Source organism: Acidovorax sp. GW821-FHT10E03, from assembly GCF_059415205.1.
The window spans coordinates 143,507-167,678 of sequence record NZ_JBWKMU010000016.1 but is presented as its reverse complement, the minus strand read 5'-3'; the positions used below and the strand labels follow the sequence as shown (position 1 = coordinate 167,678).

The following is a 24,172-nucleotide window of genomic DNA, read 5'->3' as shown; positions in this document are numbered from 1 at the left end:
GAAGCGGCGGGTTTGTGCATTGAAGCGGTTCATTTTTCAGTCCTCTTGGGTTGATGAATTTCCATCGGATCGAATGGCCTGTATGAGGGACCGGAAGGCCCATCCCACAGCCCACACCAGCAGGATGGCGCTGCTGATTTGTGCCGCTTCAGCCGGGCTCAGGTCGAGCACGGGAAGCGTGATTTCGTGCACCACGGTGACCGTGCAGGCCGAGGCGCATTGAATGGTTTGTTCAGGCATGGCCGGAAGCGCGGGCACGTGCCTGGGCGATGCGTTGACGGCGCATGGCGCGGGCGTGCAGGCGTGCGGCCAGGACACCGAGGGAGCCCGTGACGAGGGTCCACAGGGCAGCGCCTACGAAGCCACTGCAGATGCCCAGGATGGCGAGTTGCCGGGCCACGTGAGGGAGGTCGATTTCAGGCATGAAGGGACTTTCCATAGAGGTCGTCAAGGTCCACGACAGCGGGCCGGTGAAACGGCTCGGCGTGGTCTTCGATCAGCTGGACGCAGGTCTCGACGTCATCCAGCGTTGCAGCCTCGGACAGCAACATGACCCATTCGGGCTGTCCGTCCTCAACGTTGGGCGCGAGAAAGCAGCCCGTGGTGCGCGACTGGATGACGAGGCGCATGGTCAGGCTGCGGCTTTGGCCGTGGCTGCGGGGCGGATGCCCAGGAGCGTGAGCTTGGTGGAGTTGTCAGCACCGGCCACAACGTCGAATTCGCAATCGCACATCACGCCGGTGATGGGCCATTTGGCCTTGAGGTGGGCCCACTTCTGGAACTCCGACGAGTCGCCGAACTTGAACGGGCGGGTGACCACGCCGATGCTCTCGCCGCTGGAACTTTGACCCATGTCCACCGAGAGGTGGAACGTGGTGGAGTCGAAAGCGCGGCCTTCGTAGTCGCCCTTGCTGGACTTGATACCGTGCAACACGGCTTGGCTTTGCATACGCATTTGGGTTTCCTTTTTTTGGCCTGGGTTATGCAGCGAACGCAGCGGGGCCAACGCTGGTGCCAGAGACTTTTTTGAACATCGCTTGATAGACGCGCTCGACCTCCTGACGCTTGAACTTCGACAGGCGGCCAGGAAGCTCGGCACAGTTCTCGATAAAGCCCGCCAGGGTTTCTCGGTCCATGTAGAGGAAGGCCAGGGCGGCGGATTTGCCAGCGGTGGAGAAGAACCAACGTGCGTTGCGCGTGCACTCGGCCATCAGCGTTTCGAGCGGTAGGCGCGGCTCTGTTTTGATGGGTTCTGCCTGGGCCACTTCGCCGTGCTCGGCCAGCAGCAGCGCGTGCCATTCGCTGGTGCCTGCAAAGAAGTTGGCGGGCCTGCGCAGCAGATCGACAGGGAGCAAGCGCTTTTGGTTGCCGTAGCGCACTTCGATGCGTTGCCAGCCGGTGGCATCCTGCTCGCCGTACAGCTGCACACCCTTGTCATAGACGTTGGTCTGCTTGCCTGCGGCCTTGCTGCCGAAGTAGAAGGAGCGGCCGACGCCACCAGCGCGCCATGCACCCACGCAGCTGTGTTTAGGCCGGTGGCCGAGGTGATCCATCAAACCCGCGTCATAGTCGGCGCCGATGCGGTCCATGCCGCCTGAGATGCCCTCGAAGAAATCAAGCGCCAGATCGCAGCGCGTGACCACTGCGCGGTGCTCTTCCAGATAGTCGGCCATCTGGTAGTGCCAGCCAGGGCGGGCGAAAGTGCAGGCCGCGCCGTAGAGGTTGCAGTGCAGGGTTTTGGCCTGGGCGGACTGCCGCGGGCTGTCGCCGCTGGACAGGCATCCGACCCAGCCGCATTCGGAACCAGCGCGCATGATCGACCAGCGGTAGCGGTAGAAGTCGTGGCCCTTCTTCAGCTCAGGGTCCACGGTGAAGCCATCGCCCAGCAGTTCGCACACGTTCTCTGCAAGCTCCAGGGCCTGGGTGGTGGCTGCGAAGTCGGGATCATCCAGGCCACGAAGGATGCGGGCCAAGTCGTGGCGTCGGCGGTCTTCTTCGCTGATGGTGTGGGCGGATTTTTCCCAATCGGCGGTGTCGTCACGTGGGGGAAACAGGGTGTCCACCGTGGGGATGGGAGCGAACCGGAGATTCAACGTGAAGCGCAGCCAGTCGATATGGACTGGCGAACCCGTCACGGTGCGCTCTTCGTGCAAACGAAGCAGGACTTCGTTCCCATCGAGGACGAGGGGGGTGGCGATGGTCACGCTCTGCCCCCTTCGAAGTTGTCCCCGTGATTACCATCGGGGACAGCTGTTGCTGACGCTACGCACCCCCCAAAATTGATAGCAGAAGAATCAGCAACAACAGCCGGCGCGGCCGCGCCCGCGCTTCGCTTGCCGGTCGCGGCCGCGTCGTCTTGCTTGGGCAGTGCATCGAGGAAGGCGAGGACGTGCTGCCATTGGTGGGGGGCGCGGCCAATGAACATGGGCACCATACCTGCGCCGGATTGACGGTTGAAGATGCGCCTATCGGTCATGCGAAACTTCCTCCTGCAACGGAGGGAGTACCAATGAAAAATTTATTCGTTTTGCTGGCAGTGCTGGCCCTGCTGCTGGTCGTCGTGGCAGTGATGACAGGGGCGAACAAGAAGCGCGGAGGCAAAGGCGAAAAGCCCAAACAAAAAGCACTGATGACCGACCGTGAGCAAGCCATGTACAACCGGCTTGTGCAGGCTTTACCTGAGCTTGTCGTGCTGGCGCAAGTGAGCTTCAGTGCGCTACTTACAGCACGGTCATATGCGGCGCGCAACACGTTCGATCGCAAGGTTGCGGACTTCGTGGTTTGCGACAAGGCATTCCGCGTTTTGGCTGTGGTGGAGCTGGATGACAGCAGCCATCGAGGGCGGGAGAAGGAAGACGGAGCCCGCGATGTGCTGCTAGTGAATGCGGGGTATCGGGTGCTGCGATATCCGCGAGTGCCGGACATTGACCGCGTCAGAGGCGACTTCGAATCACCAGCGGTTCCAACCATGCCCGCCGAATTGATGGACATGCGCGCCGAGCGATAGTCCTGCGCCAAGATGCGCACCCCCTGCCCGGCATCGGCTGGAGCCGCCAAGCTGCCGCCGGGCCGTTTGGTGGCAGGGGGTGTGCAAACGGAGGGTGTTGAGGTCATGGCGGCTCCAGATTCAGTGCTCAGTATTGAGACCGTCTGAATGTTGAGACCCTGTTAATCTTCTGGCAATCTGAATCTGTTAAAACCCTCTCAATGTTGAGGGGTTATTAATATGAATCAGACCATGGAATTGTTTGAAAAAGCGCTTGAACGTCAGAACGCAGCAGCGTGGGCAAGAACGTTCAACATCACGCCCAGCGCGTTCTCGCAGGCAAAGAAACAGGGCCGCCTAAGTCCCGTCCTTGCGGGAAACTTTGCTATCGAATTGGGAGAAGAGCCCGAACACTGGATGGCCATTGCGGCCATGGAGGCGGAGAAGGAAAGCGAGCTACTTGCACGGCTGAAAAGCCGCGTCAAGGCATGGCGGAGACTGTGAGATTCGAACTCACGGACGGTTGCCCGTCGGCAGTTTTCAAGACTGCTGGTTTAAACCGCTCACCCAAGTCTCCGGGAGGGAAGGCGCGAATTCTAGCCCACGGCGGGCGCGGGTTTTTGCAGCATGCCGCGGGTCTCGATGAACTTCACCACGTCGGCCACGCCTGCCAATGTCTTGAGGTTGGTCATCACGAAGGGCTTGAGGCCCTGGGCGTTGGTGCGCATGCGGGTGGTGTCGGCGTGCATGACGTCCAGGTTGGCGCCCACGTGGGGGGCCAGGTCGGTCTTGTTGATGATGAACAGGTCGCTCTTGGTGATGCCGGGGCCGCCCTTGCGGGGGATTTTTTCGCCGGCGGCGACGTCGATGACGTAGATGGTGAGGTCGCTCAGCTCGGGGCTGAAGGTGGCGGCGAGGTTGTCGCCGCCGCTTTCCACGAACACGATGTCGGCATTGGGGAATTCGCCCAGCATGCGGTCGATGGCTTCGAGGTTGATGGAGCAGTCTTCGCGGATGGCGGTGTGGGGGCAGCCTCCGGTCTCCACGCCCAGGATGCGCTCGGGTGGCAGCGCGCCGCTCACCGTGAGCAGGCGCTGGTCTTCCTTGGTGTAGATGTCGTTGGTGATGGCGATAAGGTCGTAGTCGTCGCGCATGGCCTTGCACAGCATTTCCAGCAGCGTGGTCTTGCCGGAGCCTACCGGGCCGCCGATGCCCACGCGCAGGGGGGGCAGTTGCTTGGTACGGTTCGGGATGTGGTGCAGGGTGCTGCTGGTCATGATCGGAAGAGGCGGGAGTATTGGGTTTCGTGCTGGGAACTCAGGATGGCCAGCATGGGAGAAAAGGCCTGGCGCTCGCTGTCCATCAGGCCGATGGCGTGGTCGGCGGCGGGGGGGATGGCATCGGCCAGGCGCGCCAGGATGCGCTGGCCGGCGCTTTGGCCCAGTTGCATGGACTTGAGTGCGGCCTGGACCATGTTTTCGGCCCAGCCAAAGGCGTAGGCCAGCAGCACGTCGCGCACGGGCGCCTGGGTGGTGGAGGCGGCCAGCGCGAATGCCACGGGGTAGGTCGGGGGCAGTGCGGCCAGGTGGCGGATGCTGGGCAGGGTCTCTTCATCGTCCTGGTGCTGGTTGCGCAGCCAGTCGGCCATCGACCGGCCCATCTGCTCGGTCTGCAGCCTCAGTTCGCTGGTTTCGCGGGTGTGCAGCACCCAGTCGTTGAGTTCACGCACATGCGCCCAGTCGGCGCGGCGCCAGGCGCCCACGGCCTTGGCGATCAGGGCCATGTCGCCGCGTGCCTGGGTGATGTGCAACTGGTCCAGCAGCCACTCGGCCACGGCGGCTTCGCTGGCGATGCCTGCGTTTTCAATCGCGCTTTCCAGCCCCTCGGAATACGAAAAACCGCCCACGGGCAGCGCGGGCGAGGCGAGCCAGATGAGCTGCAGCAGGCTGGCTGCCGGCAGGGAGGCGGGGCGTTCGAGGCGCATGGCGGGGAAGGGATGTACTCAGCCCGTCAGTGGCTGTGTCCGTGGCTTTCATGGTCATGGCCGTGGTTGCAGCCGGGGCCGTGCACATGGCCCTGGGCGACGACCGGGATGGCCACGGGGCGGACGCGGGCCGGGGCGGCGCCTTGTTCGTGTCCGTGCGCATGGCCGTGACCCTGGCCGGCATCGTGGGAATGCCCATGATCGTGCCCGTGGTCATGGTCATGGCCGCCGTGCCCTGCGGCATAGGCGCCGCCCTCGGGTTCAAACGGCAGGTCCTGCGCTTTGACGATCAAGTGCATGGCGCGCAGCATGTCGGCCAGCACGTGGTCAGGTTCGATCTTGAGGTGATCGGGCTGCAGCTCGATGGGCACATGGCGGTTGCCCAGGTGGTAGGCGGCGCGGGTCAGGTCGAACGGGCTGCCATGGTTGGCGCAGTGTGTGATGACCAGCACGGGCTGCGGCGCCGCGATCACGCGGACCATGGAGCCGTCTTCGGCCACGAGCACATCGCCACCGCGCACCAGCGTGCCGCGCGGCAGGAAGATGCCCAGCTCGCGCCCGGCGGAGTCGGTGGCCGCGAAACGGCTTTTCTGGCGCACGTCCCAGTCCAGTTCGATGGTGGTGGCGCGCTTGACCAGAACGGGAGCAAGGCCTTTGCCTTGGGGGATGAGCTTGGAGGCTTGGATCATGGCGTTTCTTTTCTTTGTTCCAGCGGGTAGACCGTGCATTGTCGGCCAGGGGCGCAACCCTGTTGGGCGCCCCCGGTTTACAGCCGACGGGTCATGAAGAAGCTGTAAGGGTCGGGGCCGTAGTCGGCAAAGGGGCCGCACTCGGCAAAGCCGTTCTGGAAATACAGCTGGCGCGCGGGCTCGAAGAAGGGCTGCGGGCCCGTCTCCAGGCTCATGCGGGCAAAGCCGCGCGAGCGGGCCTCGTGGAGCAGGTGGTTCAGCAACTGGCGGGCGATGCCCTGGCCCCGGTGGCGGGCGCTGGTGCGCATGGACTTGAGTTCGGCGTGGGTGGCGTCGAGCTGCTTGAGCGCGCCGGTGCCCACCAGCACGTCGCCCTCCGCGTCAGGCAGCCAGGCGGACCAGAAGGCAATGCCGGGCTGGCGCAGCTGGTCCATCTCCAGGGCATGCACGCTTTCCGGCGGCGACACCGCGTACATGTCCTGCAGGTGTTCCTGCATGAAGGCTTCGATGCGTGGATCGCTCAGGTCGTCCAGGCGGATGTGCAGGTCTTGCAGCACAGCATTCACGGAGCGCGACCTCAGAACAGGAAGTACCGCTGCGCCATGGGCAGCACCGTGGCGGGCTCGCAGGTGAGCAACTGGCCGTCGGCGCGCACGGTGTAGGTCTGGGCGTCCACTTCCATCTTCGGGGTGTAGCTGTTGTGCACCATGTCGCGCTTGCGGATGCCGCGGATGTTGTTCACGGCGGACAGCGTCTTGCGCAGGCCGAAGCGCTCGCCGATGCCAGCATGCAAGCCTGCCTGCGACACGAAGGTGAGCGACGTCTTGGCAATGGCCCCGCCGAACGCGCCGAACATCGGCCGGTAGTGCACGGGCTGCGGCGTGGGGATGGACGCGTTGGGGTCGCCCATCGCAGCCATGGCGATCATGCCGCCCTTCAGGATGAGCGCGGGCTTCACGCCGAAGAAGGCGGGCTTCCAGATCACGATGTCGGCCCACTTGCCCACCTCCAGCGAGCCCACCTCGTGGCTGATGCCGTGGGCGATGGCCGGGTTGATGGTGTACTTGGCCACGTAGCGCTTGATGCGCGTGTTGTCGCTCCGGGCGGTGTCGCCGGCCAGGCTGCCGCGCTGCACCTTCATCTTGTGCGCGGTCTGCCAGGTGCGCAGGATGACTTCGCCCACGCGGCCCATGGCCTGGCTGTCGCTGGACATCATGCTGATGGCGCCCAGGTCGTGCAGGATGTCCTCGGCGGCGATGGTCTCCTTGCGGATGCGGCTTTCGGCAAAGGCCAGGTCCTCGGCAATGCTGGCATCGAGGTGGTGGCACACCATGAGCATGTCCACATGCTCGTCCAGCGTGTTCTGGGTGTAGGGCATGGTGGGGTTGGTGGACGATGGCAGGAAGTTCTCCTCGCCCACCACGCGCAGGATGTCGGGGGCGTGGCCACCGCCAGCGCCTTCGGTGTGGAAGGCGCAGATGCCGCGCCCGCCCACGGCCCCGATGGTGTCCTCCACAAAGCCTGATTCGTTGAGCGTGTCGCTGTGGATGGCCACCTGCGTGTCGGTGGCTTCGGCCACGTCCAGGCAGTTGCTGATGGCCGAGGGGGTGGTGCCCCAGTCCTCGTGCAGCTTGAGGCCGATGGCGCCCGCGTTGATCTGCTCATGCAGCGCCTCGGGCAGGCTGGCGTTGCCCTTGCCCAGAAAGCCCAGGTTCATGGGGAAGGCGTCTGCCGCCTGCAGCATGCGCTCCAGGTTGAAGGGGCCGGAGGTGCAGGTGGTGGCCAGCGTGCCCGTGGCGGGGCCGGTGCCGCCGCCCAGCATGGTGGTCACGCCGCTGGCCAGGGCTTCCTCGATCTGCTGCGGGCAGATGAAGTGGATGTGGCTGTCGATGCCGCCCGCGGTGACGATGTTGCCCTCGCAGCTGATGACCTCGGTGCCGGGGCCGATGATGATGTCCACGCCCGGCTGGGTGTCGGGGTTGCCCGCCTTGCCGATGGCGGCAATGCGGCCTGCCCTGAGTCCGATATCGGCCTTGAAGATGCCGGTGTGGTCCACCACCAGGGCGTTGGTCAGCACCGTGTCCACCGCGCCTTGTGCATTGCTGCGCTGGCTTTGCGCCATGCCGTCGCGGATGGTCTTGCCGCCGCCGAACTTCACCTCTTCGCCGTAGCTGCCGGCGCGCAGCGTGTGGTCGGCCTCGACTTCGAGGATGAGTTCGGTATCGGCCAGGCGCACGCGGTCGCCCACGGTGGGGCCGAACATTTCGGCGTAGGCGCGTCGTCCAATGGTTGCCATGGGGTGTGCTCCGCGAGAACTGATGACTATATTTTTGATAGCTGCCAGCGCTTGTTCAACAGGCGCTGGAGGCCGTTTTGGCTTGGTATTTCTACAGGGCGCCGTGCGTCAGTCCCTGAAAGCCATACACCCGGCGCTGGCCCGCGTAGTCCACCAGTTCCACGGTGCGCTCCTGGCCGGGCTCGAAGCGCACGGCCGTGCCCGATGCGATGTTCAGCCGCATGCCGCGTGCGGCGGCGCGGTCAAAGCCCAGTGCGTTGTTGGTCTCGGCAAAGTGGTAGTGCGAGCCCACCTGGATGGGGCGGTCGCCGGTGTTGCGCACCACCAGCGTGAGGGTGCGGCGGCCCGTGTTGAGCGGGTGTTCGCCGGGTTCGGTGAAGAGTTCGCCTGGGATCATGGGATGCTCCTGTGGGGCGGATTGGCTCAGGCCATCTGCGCCAGCAGCGCACCACCGAACACTGCCACGCCCGCACCCGCAGCGCGCGCCAGCCACACGTGGCGGTGGCGCAGCGCCCAGCCCGCCGCCAGGCCCGCGCCATGCAGCAGCACGGTGGCGGCCAGCATGCCCGCCAGGGTTTGCCAGGCGCTGTCGCTGCCCGCCAGCTCGTGGCCGTGGGCCACGCCATGGAACACGGCAAACACCCCCACGCCCAGCGCGGCCACCAGGCCGGGAACGCGCAGGCGCGACACGACGAGCAGGCCGGTGGCCAGCAGCGAGGCCGCAATCATCGGTTCCACCGCGGGCAGTGCCACACCCTGCAGGCCCAGCACGGCGCCCGCCAGCAGCATGGCGGCAAAGCCCACGGGGCCCCACAGCAGTTCGCGGCCGGCGCCGCGCGCGGCCAGGGCGCTCCACAGGCCCACGGCCACCATGGCGGCCAGGTGGTCCAGGCCAAAAAATGGGTGGGCAAAGCCGCTCAGAAAACTGCTGTGGATGTGGGTTTCAGCGCCGGTATGGGCGACGGCACTGGTACTGATGGCACTGGCAGCCATGAAGAGAAGAGCGGCTGTGTGGCGGTGTGAGAGTGCGATGCGCATGGGGGCTCCACAGAGAGAAAGAGGGAGAAAAGGGGTCAGACGATCGGCTGGTGCACGGTGACGAGCTTGGTGCCGTCGGGGAAGGTGGCCTCGACCTGGATGTCCGGAATCATCTCGGCGATGCCGTCCATCACGTCCGCGCGGGTCAGCACCGTGCGGCCCTCGCTCATCAGCTGCGCCACGGTCTTGCCGTCGCGGGCACCTTCCATCACGGCGGCGCTGATCAGGGCCATGGCCTCGGGGTAGTTGAGCTTGAGGCCCCGGGCCTTGCGGCGCTCGGCCAGCAGGGCGGCGGTAAAGATCAGCAGCTTGTCTTTTTCGCGAGGCGTCAGTTCCATGTCGTTGTACTCAATGCTGGTGTTGTTGGCTCGCGCGTCAGCCGATGCGGGGTGACCACGAGGGGCGTGCTATGGCGCACGGGGGTGATCTGGCGAGAGCTGTTCCATCATAGGCAGCAAGCCCCGTGCCCGCCATACGTCATCTGGCGCACGTCCCCAGGTGCAGTGGCATGGAAACTGCACCTGAAGGGGTGACCGCCGCCATTGCCCATGCCTTCCCACACCGCCTCCATCGCCCCTGCTGACGCCACCCCGCTGCAGCCGACAGAGCCCGGCATGGCTGCACACGAGCCCCAGCAGGCCCCGCAGCAGGTCGTCAAGGTCCGGCGCGACTACAACAGCTGGGTGGCCACCGAGACCATGGAGGACTACGCGCTGCGCTACACGCCCCAGCGCTTTCGCAAGTGGTCCGAATGGCGCGTGGCCAACACGGCTTTCGGTGCGGCGTCGTTCCTGATCCTGGAGGCCGTGGGCGCCACGCTGCTGGTGCAGTACGGCTTCATCAACGCCTTCTGGGCCATCGTGGCCACGGGGCTCATCATCTTCCTGGCGGGGCTGCCCATCAGCGTGTATGCGGCGCGCTATGGGGTGGACATGGACCTGCTCACGCGCGGCGCGGGCTTTGGCTACATCGGCTCCACGCTCACCTCGCTGATCTACGCCAGCTTCACCTTCATCTTCTTCGCGCTCGAAGCCGCCGTGATGGCCTATGCGCTGGAGCTGGCGCTCGACATCCCGCCCACCTGGGGCTACCTCATCTGCGCCATCGTGGTGATTCCGCTCGTCACCCACGGTGTGTCGGCCATCAGCCGCCTGCAGGTGTGGACGCAGCCGCTGTGGCTGGTGATGCTGGTGGTGCCGTTCGCCTATGTGCTGGTGCGCGATCCTGGTGCATTTTCCGGGGTCGTGCACTACGGTGGTGAATCGATGCGCGGTGCCACGTTCCAGTTGCCCTTGTTTGGTGCGGCGCTCACGGTGGGCATTGCGCTCATCACCCAGATGGGGGAGCAGGCCGACTACCTGCGCTTCATGCCCGCCAGCACGCCCGCCACGCGCGGGCGCTGGTGGCTGGGCGTGCTGGTGGGCGGACCGGGCTGGGTGGTGCTGGGGGTGCTCAAGATGCTGGGCGGTGCGCTGCTCGCCTACCTGGCGCTCACCCACATGGTGCCGGCCGACCGGGCGGTGGACCCGAACCAGATGTACCTGGCCGCGTACGAATATGTGTTCCCCCACTACGGCTGGGCGGTGGCGGCCACGGCGTTGTTCGTGGTGGTCTCGCAGCTCAAGATCAATGTGACCAATGCCTACGCGGGCTCGCTGGCGTGGTCCAACTTCTTCTCGCGCCTCACGCACAGCCACCCGGGGCGCGTGGTGTGGGTGGTGTTCAACACGCTGATCGCCTTCATGCTGATGGAGATGAACGTGTTCCGCGCCATGGGCGAGGTGCTGGGGCTGTACTCCAACATCGCCATCGCCTGGATCATGTCCGTGGTGGCCGATCTCGTCATCAACAAGCCGCTGGGGCTGTCGCCCAAGGGCATCGAGTTCAAGCGCGCGCACCTGTACGACATCAACCCGGTGGGCGTGGGCTCGATGGCGCTCGCGTCCATCCTGTCCATCAGCGCGCACCTGGGGTTGTTCGGCCCGCTGCCGCAGGCGTTCTCGGCCGTGATCGCGATGGCTGTCGCGTTTGTCACGGCACCGCTCATTGCCTGGGCCACCGGGGGGCGCTATTACATCGCGCGCCAGTCCGAGCCCGCTGCGCTGGCCGACGTGGTGGCGGTACCCCTGCACGGCCCGGTGGGCCGCAAGGCCGGCGGCGGAATGGATGCGGCCCTGGGCAGCTACGTGCGCTACACCGTGCAGCGCTGCGTGATCTGCGAGCGCGAATACGAAGCGCCCGACATGGCCCAGTGCCCCGCCTACCGGGGCGCGATCTGCTCGCTGTGCTGCACGCTGGACGCGCGCTGCGGCGACCTGTGCAAGCCCGACGCCAGCATGGCGGTGCAATGGTCTGCCGCCCTGCGCTGGGTGCTGCCGCGCGCCATGTGGCGCTACCTGGACACGGGCCTGGGCCACTTCCTGCTGCTGATGCTGGTGATCGCGCCGCTGCTGGCCTCCGTCATGGGGCTGCTGTACCACCAGGAGCTCAACACCATCGCCAATGCGATGACCGACACGGAAGTCCTGGCCGCCCCGGAGGTCGCGTTGCGCTCCGGCCTGCTCAAGGCCTACCTGGCGCTGCTGGTCATCTCGGGCATCGTGGCCTGGTGGCTGGTGCTGGCGCACAAGAGCCGCCAAGTGGCGCAGGAGGAGTCCAACCGCCAGACGGGCCTCTTGGTGCGCGAGATCGAGCTGCACCGCCAGACCGACGAGGCCCTGCAGACCGCGCGCAGCGTGGCCGAGCAGGCGCGCCAGGTGGCCGAGGCCGCCCAGCGCGCGGCCGACCAGGCCAACCAGGCCAAGAGCCGCTACATCAGCGCCATCAGCCACGAGATCCGCACGCCGCTCAACTCCATCCTGGGCTACGCGCAGCTCATGGGCGAGGACGCGGGCGTGCCCCCGCACCGCAAGCAGGCGGTGCACGTGATCCGGCGGGGGGGCGAACACCTGCTCTCGCTCATCGAGGGCACGCTCGACATCGCGCGCATCGAATCCGGCAAGCTCACGCTGGATGTCACGCCCATGCGCTTTGCCGATGGCCTGCACGAAATGGCCAGCCTGTTCGAGCTGCAGGCCGCTGCCAAGGGCCTGGCCTTCCAGTTCGATGTGCTGGGCGTGATTCCCGAGGTGGTTCGTGCCGACGAAAAGCGCCTGCGCCAGATCCTCATCAACCTGCTGGGCAACGCGGTCAAGTTCACGGCGCACGGCACCGTCACGCTGCGCGTGCGCTATGCGCGCGAGATGGCGCGCATCGAGGTGCAGGACACGGGGCCGGGCCTCGCGGCCGAGGAGATCGAGCGCATCTTCGAGCCCTTTGCGCGGGGCGGCTCGGGCGGTGGCAACACCGCGGCCGCGCCGGGCGCGGGCCTGGGCCTGACCATTGCCAAGATGCTCACCGCGCTCATGGGCGGCGAGCTGACGGTGAGCAGCACCCCCGGCGTAGGCTCGGTGTTCCACGTCAAGCTGTTCCTGCCCGAGGTGCATGGGGACGCGCTGGGCAAGACCGCGCCAGCGCCCGCCGCATTGGCCACTCGCACCCAGCGTGCGCGCAGGGGTTACGCGGGGGACCGCCGCCGCATCCTGGTGGTGGACAACGAAGAGCCCGACCGCGAGCTGCTGGTGCAACTGCTCGAACCCCTGGGCTTCGAGCTGCGCCAGGCCGCCAGCGGGCACGACGCGCTGGACCTGCTGGCCACGGGCTACCGGCCGCACGCGATCTTCATGGACCTGGCCATGCCGGGCATCGACGGGTGGGAGACCCTGCGGCGCGTGCGGCAGATGCACCTCGCGAACGTCCACTGCGCCATTGTGTCGGCCAATGCGTTCGACAAGGCGCTGGACAACGACGTGGACATCCGCCCCGAGGACTTCATCGTCAAGCCCGTGCGCCACACCGAGCTGCTGGACTGGCTGGAGCGCCGCCTGGGCCTGCAGTGGCAGCACGGCGAGGCCGACGCCGCCCCCGCCCCCGCCTTGCCCGCGGCAGCGGATGCGCCCCTCACGTACCCCGATGCCACCGCCTTGGCGGCCTTGGCCCAGGTGGTCGCGCTGGGCTACTACCGGGGCATCCTCAACACCCTGGACGACATCGAACGCGGCCAGCCCGCGCACGGCGCTTTTGTCGGCACCATGCGGCAGCTGGCCAGGCAGTTCCAGTTCGATGCCATGGGCCACATCCTGGAGCAGGCGCCACCGTGACGACCACCGCGACCCCACCCTCCCTGCCGGTGCATGCCGCGGCCCTAGATCGCGGCGACAGCGACGTGGTCCTGATCGTGGACGACGTGCCCGACAACCTGGCCGTGCTGCACGACGCGCTCGATGAATCGGGCTACACGGTGCTCGTGGCCACGCACGGCGAGGCCGCGTTGCAGCGCGCCGCGCAGGCATTGCCCGACATCGTGCTGCTCGACGCCATGATGCCCGGCATGGACGGCTTCGAGGTGGCGCGGCGCCTGAAGGCGTCGCCCGCCACCGCGCACATCCCCATCATCTTCATGACGGGCCTCACCGAGACCGAGCACCTGGTGGCCGCGCTGGAGGCGGGTGGCGTGGACTACGTGACCAAGCCCATCAAGCCGCGCGAGGTGATGGCCCGCATGGGCGTGCACCTGGGCGCGGCGCGCAGGGCGCGCCAGGACGCGAGCCAGGCCCGCGAGGCGCGCAATGCGCTCGATGCCTTCGGCTATGCCAGCATCACGGTGCGCGCGGTGGACGGCCGCATCGTGTGGCAGACCCCGCTCGCTCGCGAACTGCTGCAGGGCTACTTTGGCGAAGCCAGCCCCTGGGCGCCCGGGATCGTGCAGGCCTGGCTGCGCCGCCATGTGCTCGCCGAAAACGCGGCGGAGCTGCTGGCCCATGCGCTGGCCGAGCCGCCGCGCCTGGCCATCGAGCAGGGCGCGCGCCGCCTGACCTTCCGCCTGCACCAGCAGGCGGGCGACAGCGAAGGCGGGGGCGACTGGCTGATCGTCATGCGCGAGGTGTCGGACGCCAAGATCATCGAATCCATGAGCCTGTCCTTCAAGCTCACCGCGCGCGAGGCGGAGGTGCTGTACTGGGTGGTCAAGGGCAAGATCAACCGCGACATCGGCGACATCCTGGGCGCCAGCCCCGCCACGGTGAAGAAGCACCTCGAACGCGTGTTCGCCAAGCTGGGGGTGGAAACGCGCACGGCGGCAGCCGCCATGGCGATGAACCGCATCCGGCAGCTGCACCCGCAGTTTGAGGGCTGATTCTTCAGTATCTTGGGCTCCTGGCGCTTGTGGAATAAGCGCGGAAAGCTATCAATTTAATAGCTTTGGTGAGGCCTGGGCCTGCGGTGCGCAAGGCCGGCCGGGTGCCGCTCAGCGGCCCACCGCGCGTTCCAGCTCCTGCTTGTTCATCCTGGAGCGGCCCTCGATCCCCTTGCGCCGGGCCTCTTCGTAGAGCTGGTCGCGCGTTCGGCCCTGCGCGCCCTGGTGGGACCGCTGGCCGCCGCGCACCGGGGCCGGGGTGTCGCGCAAGGTCTTGGGGTTGGCGGTCTTGCTTTCGCCGTGCTGGGCGCGTTCCTTGTTCACGGTGCGCGCCGCAATCTCTTCGGCCGTGTCCGTGCTCTTGCCGCGCTGTTTCAGGCTGGTCTTGATGTGTTCGTACTGGCGTTCGCGCTTGGCGCTCCACTGGGCTTGGGGCATGGCGGGCTCCTTCGATGGGTTGGCGGGCGGGGCAGCCAGGCTGGCCCCGCATCTGAGCCCAATCTATCCGGCGCGCGGCCCGCGTGCGTCAGCAGGCCCGGCATGCAGCTGTAGGACAGCGGACCTCCTCGCTGACAACGGCCGGGGCCGCCATGCCCCATGGTGGCGGTATGAAAAATGGCCGTGGCGCTGGATCGGCAAGCGCCGGGAGCTACATTTTTGATAGCGAATGGCCCGCAGGCCACGGGGCGGCCGCAGGGGCCGCGCTACATCCCCAGCGACTTGAGCAGCGCGTCCGTGTCGTCCTGCCCGGCGGGGGGAGGCGCGGGCACGGGGGGCGCGGCCTGCGACTGGGCCATCAGCGCATCCGGGTCCGGGGCCTCCTGCGCCTCGAAGTCGTAGAGCTTGATGAATTCGGTGCGGTCGATCGCCAGCTCCAGGTAGAAGATGTTGTTGTTGCTGGTGTAGAAGGTCACGCGCCGCGCCTCGGGCTTGTCCAGGTTGGCGTCCACGCTCAGCATCACCTGCTTGTTCAGCACCAGCATCTTGGGCTGGTTCTGGGTGATGTGGGTCTGCAGCTCGCGCCGCACCTTGCCGGTGAAGTCGCCCACCACCTGGTTCATGAGCTCGCCCATCACGTTGCTGACCTCGTCCGAGGTGTAGGAGGTGACCAGGTCGTCCTTGGACATGCCCATGTTCAGCAGGTAGTTGGCGTACAGCTCCATGGCCGCCGTGGCCGAGAAGTTGATGATCACCAGGCCCGAGAAGCCGCCATCGAACAGCACGAAGCAGCCGATGTCCGGCTTCAGGCAGGTCTTGCTGATGCGCTGCACCATGCCGGAGTAGTGGATCTGGCTGTGGGTGGCCACGTTCAGCACGCGGGTGACGGAGTTGCACAGGCTGATCAGCAGGTCTTCGGTGCCGTAGACGGAGTTTTTTTCAGGGTGGCTCATGGTGTGTGTGGATGGCGGACAGTCGAATTTCTGGCGCGGTGCGCTGGGCAGAGCATAGGCGAAGCCGCCGCGCGAAACCAGAGTGCTTTCCGCGCCACGGGCCGCGGCGCGGTCCGCTGCCTACCACGCTTTGGCCTTTGTTCCGCGCGGGATGGCGCGGGTTGACAACCGACCGGGCTGGCGTATCGTGCCAGCCATCCATGAGAGGGGCGAGAGATGGGTGTTTATTCCTACGGGCTGAACGAGTTCCAGTCGGTGGCGGACGGCGCGGCGGTGCTGGCCAGCGGCGGCGGTGGCAGTTACCACGACGCGTGCTCCATCCTGGAGGAGCTGGCCCGCCAGGGCTTCACGGGCACCGTCCAGGTGCAGGACTATGACGGGGCGACCAACGCCTGCGTGCTGGCCATCATGGGCTCGCCCGACGCGGCCGACAGCCTGACGCTGGCCGCCATCCAGAACTCCATCCGCAACACGGTGCAGGTGCTGGCGGACGCCACCGGGGCGTCGCCGGGGGCCTACATCCCGGTGGAGATCGGGCCCATCAACTCGCTGGTGCCGCTGATCGGCGCGGCCATGGGCGGGGGGGCGGTCTGGGTGGTCAACGGCGACGGCGCCGGGCGCGCGGTGCCCGAGCTGCCGCAGACCACGTTCACCGGCAATCCGCCGCTGGCTCCGTGCCCCGCGGCGCTGGCCAGCGACGCGGCCAGCCCCGCCGACATCGAATCCGCCGTGCTGGGCGCGAGCACGGCCGCGCGGGTGGAAACGCTGGCCGGCGGCGTGGTTGGCGGCTTTGGCGGGTATTCCGGCATCGCGATGTGGCCGTCCAACGCGGGCAACGGCTTTGCGCTGTCGGGCAGCTACATCGCGGGCACGCTGGAGCAGGCGCGCGCGCTGGGGCAGTTCCTGCGGGACAGCGGCACGCCGCAGGCCACGGGCGCGGTGGCCGATGCCATCGCCCTCATCACGGGCCGGCCCGCCGCCGCCGTGGCGACCAACTTCTTCATCACCTCGGTCTCGCAGTCCACGTCCAGCGCATCGCTGGATTCGGGCATCATCCGCCTGGACAACACGCAGGATCCGCGCCAGAGCACGCAGACGCACTACCTCTACAACCTCAACGAGAACCTCATCATGTACTCGTCGTCGAGCGCGGTGCCCGACATCATTGCCCCGGACTCGATCTGCTACTACTCCGAAAGCACCGGGCGCGGGTTCTCCAATGCCAGCGACGATCTGGCGCTGTACTTCGACGCCGCCACCGGCCAGAGCACGGGCCGGATGGTGAGCGTGATCGCGGTGCAGGCAGCGCCGCAGCTGTACGGCACGCCGGGCGTGGTGGCCTCGTTTGCGTCGCTGCTGCGCAACATCGGCTACGCGGGCGCCATGCCCCCGGCCTGACCATGCGCAGACAGACAGACAACCAGCCCACCAGCCAGCAACCGGCCCGGACACGGACAGCGCGATGAAGGCAAGCCGCCATGGGTGAAGCAGATCTGAACCGGGAGCGGCTGGAGCTGGCGCTGGAGGCCGCCGGGCTGGACCTGTGGGAGAACGACCTGGTGACCGGCAACGTCACCCGCAAGGCGACCAAGACCTTCCTCGAACTGGGCTTCACCGAGGAGGAGATCGTCTCGGGCGTGCAGGACATCTACGGCCTGTTCCATCCGGAGGACGTGGACAGTGTCCGGCAAGCCGTGGCCGACCACCTCTGCGGCGTCACGCCGCAGTACCGCTGCGAATTCCGCCTGCGCGCCAAGGGCGGCGACTGGGTCTGGTACGCGAACTATGGCCGCATCATGGACGGCCACAGCGACACGCCGGGCAAGCGGCTCATCGGGGTCACCTTCAACATCGACGACCGCAAGCGCAAGGAAGACGAGATCGCCCAGATCAACCGCCAGCTCGTGGAGCAGAACCGCCTGCTGCAGCAGCTCAATGCCGCGCTGGAGCTGCTGGCGGCCAACGATGCGCTCACGGGGCTGTCCAACCGCCGCACGCTGATGGAACTGGGTGCCAACGAATGCCAGCGGACCCAACGGTTTGGCCACCCGCTGTCGCTGCTGGTGGTGGACATCGACCTGTTCAAGCCCGTCAACGACGTGTGGGGGCACCTGGCGGGCGACCGCGTGATCTGCGCCGTGGCCCAGGCCTGTGCGTCACGCAAGCGCAGTGGCGTGGACATCGTGGCGCGTTTCGGGGGCGAGGAATTCGTCATCGTGCTGCCCGAGACCGATGGGGCCAGTGCCCAGCGCATGGCCGAATCGCTGCGCCACGACGTGTCGGCGATGAGCGTGCCCGTGAACGACGAAGGCGCCAGCATCTCGGTCACCGTGAGCATTGGCGTGGCCACGCTGCACCAGGGCTCGGGGCTGGATTTCGAGGAGCTGGTCAACCGCGCCGACAAGGCGCTGTACCGCGCCAAGGAGTCGGGGCGCAACACCGTGCACTGCGCGGATGCGCACCCCGCGCACGCCCGGGTGCATGTGCTGCCCAACCCGGGCGAGGCACCGGGCGGCGTGGTCGCAGCCTGAGGCCCGCGGGCCGCCGCTCACTCCTCGCTGGTCCACTCCACCTGCACGCCCAGGCTGCGCAGGTTCTCCACGAAGCGCGGGTGGGCGCGGCGGATGGGCGTGGCGTTGCGGATCTCGGAGCGCCCGGGCGTGCTCGCCGCCACCATGAACAGCGCGATCGCCACGCGGATGATGTAGGGGCTCTCGACCACGGCCGGGCTCAGGGGGTTGCCCCCGAAGGTGACCAGGCGGTGCGGGTCGGACTGGAACACGTGCGCGCCGAACTTCGACAGCTCGCCCGCCCAGCCCAGGGCCCCGTCGTACACCTTGTTCCAGAACAGCGCGTTGCCCTCGGCGCGCACGCCCAGGGCAATGAAGATGGGCAGCAGGTCCACCGGAAAATACGGCCAGGGCGCGGCCTCCACCTTGGTCAGCACATTGCTCGTGAAGGGCGTCTGCACCTTGAGCGGCCCGTCGCACGCCGCGCGCGACCAGCCGTCCTCGTGCGTGACGGTGACGCCGAACTTGGCGAAGGTGCGGTCGATGAGCGGAAAGTTCCCGGGCGCGCTGTTCTTCACCACCACGTCCCCGCCGGTGATCGCGCCCAGGGCGAGGAAGGTCGTGATCTCGTGGAAATCCTCGTCGAAACGGAACTCCCCGCCGCGCAGGGCCGTGCCGCCGTGCACGGTGATGCGCGAGGTGCCCATGCCCTCGATGCGCACGCCGATCATGGCCATGAAGCGGCAGAACTCCTGCACGTGCGGCTCCGACGCCGCGTTGGTCAGCACCGAGGTGCCCTCGGCCGTGGCGGCGCACAGCACGAAGTTCTCGGTGGTGGTCACCGATGCGTAGTCCAGCCAGTGGTGGTTGGCCTGCAGCCGGCCCGCGCTGCGGATCAGCAGCGAGCCCTCGGCCCGTTCGACGGCGCCCCCGAAGCGGCGGAACACCTCCACGTGCGGGTCGATCTCGCGCACGCCCAGCGTGCAGCCCTTGACGTTGTCCTCCAGCCGCGCCACGCCAAAGCGCGCGAGCAGCGGGGGCACCAGCATGATGGACGAGCGCATCTCCTCGGGCAGCCGGTGCTGCGCGGCATCGAACACCGTGGCGTGGTGGTGCAGGTCGAGCGTGCCGGTGGCGTGGTCCATGCGGACATCGCTGCCCAGGGTGCGGAAGATCTCCAGGATCTTGCGCACATCGGTGATGTCGGGCACGCCCAGGAGCTTGAGCGGCTCGTTGGTGAGCAGCGTGGCGCACAGCACGGGGAGCACCGCGTTCTTGTTGGCGGAAGGCGTGATGCGGCCCCGGAGCGGGGTACCGCCGTGGACGACGAGGTTGGACATGGGTGGGGCAGGGGCTGAAGAAGGGGCCGGGCAGGCCGGGGGGGCTGCGCGAGGTCGATACTCTAACTGGGTCTGGTTTCCCGTGGTGGGGGAGGGGCTGGATGCTATGCAATTAATAGCATTCCGCGCTTGACAGGCGTGCGCGGGGGCCATTCCAGAGGGGTGGCATCCTGGCGCCCGCCTGGCGTCTGGTCCCCGGAGCTTGCCGCCATCCCCCGGGGCACGGGGCGGGCGTCACGCCTTTTCCGTGGCCGCCGCCTGGTGGATCGCCGCGCGAATCCTCTGGTAGGTGCCGCAGCGGCACGCGTTGCCCGACATCGCCGCGTCAATGTCCGCATCGCTGGGCCGTGGCGTCTTCTTCAGGAGCGCGCAGGCCGACATGAGCTGCCCGCTCTGGCAGTAGCCGCACTGCGCCACATCCAGCACCGTCCACGCGGTGCGCAGGGCGGTGGCCTCGGGGCCGTGCAGGCCTTCGATGGTGGTGATGTCGGCATCGCCCACGGCCGACAGGGGCGTGATGCAGGCGCGCACGGGCTCGCCGTTCAGGTGCACGGTGCAGGCGCCGCACAGCGCCATGCCGCAGCCGAACTTGGTGCCGTTCAGATGCAGCTCGCCGCGCAGCACCCACAGCAGCGGGGTGTCGGGTTCGGCGTTGACGGAGATGGCTTTGCCGTTGATGCGCAGGGTGGTGGGCATGGAGGGTTCCTTCAAGCCGGTCAGGCCAGTTTCAGGGGCAGGGCGCGCAGGCGCTGCCCGGTCAGGGCAAACAGCGCATTCGCCACAGCGGGCGCGATCGGCGGCACGCCGGGTTCGCCCACGCCTTCGGGCGGCTCGGCGCTGTCGATGATGTGGGTCTCCACGCGCGGGCAGTCGGCCATGCGCAGCAGCGGGTAGTCATGGAAGTTGCCCTGCTGCACCTGCCCGTCCTTGACCGTGACCTCGCCGTGCAGCGCCGCCGTGAGGCCGAACACCACGGCGCTTTCCATCTGCTGCGCGATCAGGTTGGGATTGATGGCGGCGCCGCAGTCGATCACGCACACCACGCGGTGCACGCGGATGGCCTTGTCGGCGCCCACCGACACCTCGGCCACCTGGGCCACGATGGAGCCGAACGACTGGTGCAGCGCCACGCCCCGCGCGCGCTGCCCGCCCGCCGCGCCTGGCGCCAGCGGCTTGCCCCAGTCCGCCAGCTCGGCCGCCTTGTGCAGCACCTTCAGGTGGCGCGGGTGTTTTTGCAGCAGCGCGGCGCGGAAGGCCACCGGGTCCTGCCTGGCCGCTGCGGCGGCCTCGTCCACAAAACTCTCCTTGAAGAACGCCTGGTGCGAATGCCCCACCGAGCGCCAGAAGCCCACGGGCAGGGGCACGTCGACCACCTCATGCGCGATGCGCGCATGGGGCCATTCGTAGGGCTGGTCGAAGGCACCTTCGGACGTGGTCTTGTCGGGGCCCGCGCCCGCCAGGCCAAAGGTGCGCACCAGCACCTGCGGCACGATGGCCTGGCCCACGGAGATGTTGTGCCACGCCACCAGGTGTCCCTGCGCATCAAACCCTGCCTTGAAGCGGGCCATGCAGGCGGGGCGGTAGAAGTCGTGCTGCGTGTCCTGCTCGCGCGACCACAGCGTCTGCACCGGCGCGCCCCCGGCGGCCTGGGCGATGGCGGCGGCCTGGCCCACGTAGTCCACCTCCAGCCGCCGCCCAAAGCCGCCCCCCAGCAACAGCTGGTGCACGGTCACTTTCTCTTCGTCGATGCCCAGCGCCTTGGCGGCTGCCCTGCGGGCCAGGCCCGGCACCTGGGTGGATGTCCACACGGTGGCGGCCCCGTCCTTGAATTGCACCGTGCAGTTGATGGGCTCCAGCGCCGCGTGGGCCAGGTAGGGCGCGCGGTAGTCCGCGGTGATGGTGCTGGCCGCGCCCTGCAGGGCCGCATCCACGTCGCCCATGCTGTGGTAGCCAAAGCCCTTGGCCTGGTCCAGCGCCTGCGCCATGCGCGCCATCACGGCGTCGCTCGACAGCGTGGCGGCGGGGCCGTGGTCCCATTCCACGGTGACAGCGGCGGCGGCCTTCCTGGCGTGCCAGGGCGTGTCGGCGATCACGGCCACGGCGCCGGTGCCGCCGTGCAGGGGCGCCACGGCCAGCACGTGTTTCACGCCCGGCAGCTTCCGGGCGGCGGCTGCATCAAAGCGCGCCACCTTGCCGCCGCGCGTGGGGCACATCACCACGCTGGCATGCAGCAGGCCGGGCGGGTGGGCGTCGATGCCGTACACGGCCGAGCCATCCAGCTTGGAAGGCGCCTCGATGCGCGTGAGCGGCTTGCCGATGAGCTTGAACTGCGCGGGTTCCTTCAGCGTGACCTTGCCCCGCATGGGCTGCTGCGCGGCCAGGGCGGCCAGTTCGCCAAACGTGGCGCGCTGGCCGGCCACATGTTCCACCACGCCCGCGTTGGCCGTGCACTCCGCCGCCTGCACGTTCCATTGCGCGGCGGCGGCTCGGATCAGCAGGGCGCGCGCGTGGGCGCCGGCCTCGCGCATGGGCAGCCACAGGTCCTTGATGCTGCTCGATCCGCCCGTCATCATCACGCCCACCTCGCGCATGGTCTTGGCCGTGAGCCAGCCCGCCACGGCCTTCATCGAGCCGTCGTTGTCGGGGTGGAAGGGCAGGCCGTCCACCACGGTGGCCAGGTTGTTGTAGATGTCGTCGATAGGCGCCATCTCCAGCCGCACCTGCGCCCAGTCGGCATCCAGCTCTTCCGCCAGGATGGCGGCCAGGCCCGTGTGCGCACCCTGGCCCATTTCGGATTTGGCCATCATCACCGTCACGGTGTTGTCGGCGCCCACCTTGAGCCAGCCGTTCAGCGCCGCCTGCCCGCTGGCGCTGGGCACCGGGTCGGCCGGGTGCAGGCGCTGGCGCGGCGGCATCACGCCCCAGCCAATGACCAGCGCGCCCGCTGTCGCGGCGCCACCGAGGAGCACTGTGCGTCGTTTCACCATGGGGTTGTTTCCTTCGTGGCGTAGGTTGGCTGGATGGGGGCATGCGAGCCCGGCGCATGGGGTGATGGTTCAAATATCGTAAACCTGCGACCGAGATTCCCCCGCCCTTCGGGGACTTGGATTTTGAGTGTTTTTGACCTCCAGCGCTTATCCATCAAGCGCTAAAAGCTATTAAATGCATAGCGTTTCGCCTACCCGACACAAGCTGGGTGGGCAGGCCCCGGCGGCCTGCAGCCGGGCCACCGTGTACGCCACCCGGCGTATTTCCCAAGCCGGCCTCGCTCTCCAGAATCCATTCCATCGCCCGATCCGCCACGGCTCCACCACGGAGCCCGCCGGGCGAAGCGGTTTGATTGATTCACTGATTGAAACCACCACCGGAGAAGCACACATGCAACGTCGTTATTCCCTCAAGGCCCTTGCGGCCGTCGCTGCGCTCGCTGGCCTGTCTGCGCTGCCAGCCCACGCACAGGACACCATCAAGGTCGGCATCCTGCACAGCCTGTCGGGCACCATGGCCATTTCCGAGACCGTGTTGAAAGACACCGTGCTGATGGCCATCGACGAGATCAACGCCAAGGGCGGCGTGCTGGGCAAGAAGCTCGAGCCCGTGGTGGTGGACCCGGCCTCCAACTGGCCCCTGTTCGCCGAAAAGACCAAGCAGCTGCTGGGCCAGGACAAGGTCTCGGTGATCTTCGGCTGCTGGACCTCGGTGTCGCGCAAGTCGGTGTTGCCGGTCGTGGAAGAAATGAACGGCCTGCTGTTCTACCCCGTGCAGTACGAAGGTGAAGAGCTGTCCAAGAACGTGTTCTACACCGGCGCCGCGCCCAACCAGCAGGCCATCCCCGCGGTGGACTACCTGATGAGCAAGGACGGCGGCAGCGCCAAGCGCTGGGTGCTGCTGGGCACCGACTACGTCTACCCCCGCACCACCAACAAGATCCTGCGCGCCTACCTCAAGTCCAAGGGCGTGAAGGACAGCGACATCGACGAGAAGTACACGCCGTTTGGTCACTCTGACTACCAGACCATCGTCGCCGACATCAAGAAGTTCAGCCAGGGCGGCAAGACGGCCGTGGTGTCCACCATCAACGGCGACTCCAACGTGCCCTTCTACAAGGAACTGGGCAACGCGGGCCTGAAGGCCAAGGACGTGCCGGTCGTCGCATTCAGCGTGGGCGAGGAAGAACTGCGCGGCGTGGACACCAAGCCGCTGGTGGGCCACCTGGCCGCCTGGAACTACTTCCAGTCCATCAAGAGCCCGGCCAACACCGAGTTCATCAAGAAGTGGAGCGACTACGCCAAGGCCAAGGGCATTGCCGGCCACAAGGACAAGCCGCTCACCAACGACCCGATGGAAGCCACCTACATCGGCATCAACATGTGGAAGCAGGCTGTCGAGAAGGCCAAGAGCACGGAGGTGGACAAGGTGATCGCCGCCATGGCCGGCCAGACCTTCAAGGCACCGTCGGGCATCGTCAGCAAGATGGACGAGAAGAACCATCACCTGCACAAGAGCGTGTTCATCGGCGAGATCAAGGCCGACGGCCAGTTCAACGTGGTGTGGAAGACGCCGGGCCCCGTGAAGGCCAAGCCATGGAGCCCGTACATCGAAGGCAACGACAAGAAGAAGGACGAGCCGGACGGCAAGTCGAAGCTGTGATCTCCCCCTGAGCGGCTACGCCGCTTCCCCCTCTCTCACGCTGCGCGTGGGAGGG

The 24,172-nt window shown here is 67.1% G+C and carries 26 protein-coding genes and 1 tRNA gene; 7 read left to right on the top strand and 20 right to left on the bottom strand.

From position 1 onward, the window contains the following. Positions 1-36: 36 nt before the first annotated feature. From AC07OD_RS25475 to AC07OD_RS25450, 6 genes are read right to left on the bottom strand one after another with little or no spacing between them, the layout of a single operon-like run. On the bottom strand, positions 37-240 hold the full coding sequence (locus AC07OD_RS25475; RefSeq protein WP_494598328.1) for a hypothetical protein: 204 nt from the start codon (positions 238-240) through the stop codon (positions 37-39). Further along, positions 233-424: a hypothetical protein gene (locus AC07OD_RS25470; RefSeq protein WP_218293560.1), complete on the bottom strand. Its 192-nt coding sequence runs from the start codon at positions 422-424 to the stop codon at positions 233-235. Before AC07OD_RS25470 ends, AC07OD_RS25475 begins: the two co-directional genes overlap by 8 nt. Beyond that, positions 417-629 carry a hypothetical protein gene (locus AC07OD_RS25465; protein ID WP_218293561.1) on the bottom strand — a complete coding sequence of 71 codons (213 nt, stop codon included), beginning with the start codon at positions 627-629 and terminating at the stop codon, positions 417-419. The genes AC07OD_RS25470 and AC07OD_RS25465 overlap by 8 nt, the downstream gene beginning before the upstream one ends. Before the next feature lie 2 nt (positions 630-631). Further along, positions 632-955: a hypothetical protein gene (locus AC07OD_RS25460; RefSeq protein WP_218293562.1), complete on the bottom strand. Its 324-nt coding sequence runs from the start codon at positions 953-955 to the stop codon at positions 632-634. Positions 956-980: 25 nt separating this feature from the next. Then, entirely contained in the window at positions 981-2,204 is a 1,224-nt protein-coding gene (locus AC07OD_RS25455) for a replication initiation factor domain-containing protein (protein WP_218293563.1), read from the bottom strand. After that, positions 2,201-2,476, bottom strand: coding sequence for a hypothetical protein (locus AC07OD_RS25450; RefSeq protein WP_494598327.1), 276 nt, complete (start codon positions 2,474-2,476; stop codon positions 2,201-2,203). Before AC07OD_RS25450 ends, AC07OD_RS25455 begins: the two co-directional genes overlap by 4 nt. Before the next feature lie 33 nt (positions 2,477-2,509). On the opposite strand from AC07OD_RS25450, the gene AC07OD_RS25445 reads away from it, so the two are divergent. Together AC07OD_RS25445 and AC07OD_RS25440 are read left to right on the top strand one after the other, a co-directional pair. Continuing rightward, the gene (locus AC07OD_RS25445) at positions 2,510-3,007 is read left to right on the top strand and encodes a DUF2726 domain-containing protein (protein ID WP_494598326.1); all 498 of its coding nucleotides are present in this window, start codon (positions 2,510-2,512) and stop codon (positions 3,005-3,007) included. 231 nt (positions 3,008-3,238) lie between these two features. Further along, complete coding sequence (locus AC07OD_RS25440) at positions 3,239-3,490, top strand: hypothetical protein (RefSeq protein WP_369641711.1); 252 nt, start codon at positions 3,239-3,241, stop codon at positions 3,488-3,490. Here AC07OD_RS25440 and AC07OD_RS25435 read toward each other — a convergent pair. The 9 genes from AC07OD_RS25435 to AC07OD_RS25395 form a co-directional block, all read right to left on the bottom strand. Further along, positions 3,476-3,563 (bottom strand) — tRNA-Ser (locus AC07OD_RS25435). The genes AC07OD_RS25440 and AC07OD_RS25435 overlap by 15 nt on opposite strands. A 19-nt stretch (positions 3,564-3,582) precedes the next feature. Then, positions 3,583-4,263, bottom strand: a complete 681-nt coding sequence (gene ureG / locus AC07OD_RS25430; protein ID WP_494598325.1) for an urease accessory protein UreG — start codon at positions 4,261-4,263, stop codon at positions 3,583-3,585. Continuing rightward, on the bottom strand, positions 4,260-4,970 hold the full coding sequence (locus AC07OD_RS25425; RefSeq protein WP_494598324.1) for an urease accessory protein UreF: 711 nt from the start codon (positions 4,968-4,970) through the stop codon (positions 4,260-4,262). Before AC07OD_RS25425 ends, ureG begins: the two co-directional genes overlap by 4 nt. Positions 4,971-4,996: 26 nt before the next feature. Then, positions 4,997-5,659, bottom strand: a complete 663-nt coding sequence (gene ureE, locus AC07OD_RS25420) for an urease accessory protein UreE (protein WP_494598323.1) — start codon at positions 5,657-5,659, stop codon at positions 4,997-4,999. 77 nt (positions 5,660-5,736) lie between these two features. Further along, positions 5,737-6,225: a GNAT family N-acetyltransferase gene (locus AC07OD_RS25415; RefSeq protein ID WP_494598322.1), complete on the bottom strand. Its 489-nt coding sequence runs from the start codon at positions 6,223-6,225 to the stop codon at positions 5,737-5,739. An 11-nt stretch (positions 6,226-6,236) separates the two neighbouring features. Continuing rightward, complete coding sequence (ureC, locus tag AC07OD_RS25410; RefSeq protein WP_494598321.1) at positions 6,237-7,955, bottom strand: urease subunit alpha; 1,719 nt, start codon at positions 7,953-7,955, stop codon at positions 6,237-6,239. Positions 7,956-8,046: 91 nt separating this feature from the next. Next, a complete protein-coding gene (locus AC07OD_RS25405) occupies positions 8,047-8,352 on the bottom strand; it encodes an urease subunit beta (RefSeq protein ID WP_218341495.1) in 306 nt (101 codons plus the stop codon). Between the two features lie 26 nt (positions 8,353-8,378). After that, the gene (locus tag AC07OD_RS25400; protein ID WP_218341494.1) at positions 8,379-8,993 is read right to left on the bottom strand and encodes a HupE/UreJ family protein; all 615 of its coding nucleotides are present in this window, start codon (positions 8,991-8,993) and stop codon (positions 8,379-8,381) included. Positions 8,994-9,028: 35 nt separating this feature from the next. Continuing rightward, positions 9,029-9,331 carry an urease subunit gamma gene (locus AC07OD_RS25395; RefSeq protein WP_055399013.1) on the bottom strand — a complete coding sequence of 101 codons (303 nt, stop codon included), beginning with the start codon at positions 9,329-9,331 and terminating at the stop codon, positions 9,029-9,031. A gap of 210 nt (positions 9,332-9,541) precedes the next feature. Between AC07OD_RS25395 and AC07OD_RS25390 the strand changes: the two genes are divergently transcribed. Both AC07OD_RS25390 and AC07OD_RS25385 read left to right on the top strand, forming a co-directional pair. Continuing rightward, entirely contained in the window at positions 9,542-13,192 is a 3,651-nt protein-coding gene (locus tag AC07OD_RS25390; RefSeq protein ID WP_494598320.1) for a hybrid sensor histidine kinase/response regulator, read from the top strand. Continuing rightward, positions 13,189-14,226 (top strand): response regulator, encoded by a 1,038-nt coding sequence (locus tag AC07OD_RS25385; protein ID WP_218341492.1) that lies wholly within the window; start codon positions 13,189-13,191, stop codon positions 14,224-14,226. The genes AC07OD_RS25390 and AC07OD_RS25385 overlap by 4 nt, the downstream gene beginning before the upstream one ends. A 111-nt stretch (positions 14,227-14,337) precedes the next feature. Here AC07OD_RS25385 and AC07OD_RS25380 read toward each other — a convergent pair whose 3' ends face one another. Together AC07OD_RS25380 and AC07OD_RS25375 are read right to left on the bottom strand one after the other, a co-directional pair. Then, positions 14,338-14,664 (bottom strand): plasmid stabilization protein, encoded by a 327-nt coding sequence (locus AC07OD_RS25380; RefSeq protein WP_218293574.1) that lies wholly within the window; start codon positions 14,662-14,664, stop codon positions 14,338-14,340. Between the two features lie 266 nt (positions 14,665-14,930). Further along, positions 14,931-15,617: a DUF3334 family protein gene (locus AC07OD_RS25375; protein WP_218293575.1), complete on the bottom strand. Its 687-nt coding sequence runs from the start codon at positions 15,615-15,617 to the stop codon at positions 14,931-14,933. A 216-nt stretch (positions 15,618-15,833) separates the two neighbouring features. On the opposite strand from AC07OD_RS25375, the gene AC07OD_RS25370 reads away from it, so the two are divergent. Both AC07OD_RS25370 and AC07OD_RS25365 read left to right on the top strand, forming a co-directional pair. Then, on the top strand, positions 15,834-17,015 hold the full coding sequence (locus AC07OD_RS25370; protein WP_494598319.1) for an S-methyl thiohydantoin desulfurase domain-containing protein: 1,182 nt from the start codon (positions 15,834-15,836) through the stop codon (positions 17,013-17,015). Positions 17,016-17,095: 80 nt separating this feature from the next. After that, positions 17,096-18,148, top strand: a complete 1,053-nt coding sequence (locus AC07OD_RS25365; protein ID WP_218293577.1) for a GGDEF domain-containing protein — start codon at positions 17,096-17,098, stop codon at positions 18,146-18,148. 17 nt (positions 18,149-18,165) lie between these two features. On the opposite strand, the gene AC07OD_RS25360 is transcribed toward AC07OD_RS25365, so the two are convergent. The 3 genes from AC07OD_RS25360 to AC07OD_RS25350 form a co-directional block, all read right to left on the bottom strand. Next, positions 18,166-19,467: a UDP-N-acetylglucosamine 1-carboxyvinyltransferase gene (locus AC07OD_RS25360; protein ID WP_218341491.1), complete on the bottom strand. Its 1,302-nt coding sequence runs from the start codon at positions 19,465-19,467 to the stop codon at positions 18,166-18,168. A 234-nt stretch (positions 19,468-19,701) separates the two neighbouring features. Further along, positions 19,702-20,163 carry a (2Fe-2S)-binding protein gene (locus tag AC07OD_RS25355; RefSeq protein WP_494598318.1) on the bottom strand — a complete coding sequence of 154 codons (462 nt, stop codon included), beginning with the start codon at positions 20,161-20,163 and terminating at the stop codon, positions 19,702-19,704. 20 nt (positions 20,164-20,183) lie between these two features. Beyond that, positions 20,184-22,454 (bottom strand): xanthine dehydrogenase family protein molybdopterin-binding subunit, encoded by a 2,271-nt coding sequence (locus AC07OD_RS25350; RefSeq protein ID WP_494598317.1) that lies wholly within the window; start codon positions 22,452-22,454, stop codon positions 20,184-20,186. Between the two features lie 391 nt (positions 22,455-22,845). On the opposite strand from AC07OD_RS25350, the gene urtA reads away from it, so the two are divergent. Next, positions 22,846-24,117, top strand: a complete 1,272-nt coding sequence (urtA, locus tag AC07OD_RS25345; RefSeq protein ID WP_492244221.1) for an urea ABC transporter substrate-binding protein — start codon at positions 22,846-22,848, stop codon at positions 24,115-24,117. Positions 24,118-24,172 lie beyond the last annotated feature (55 nt).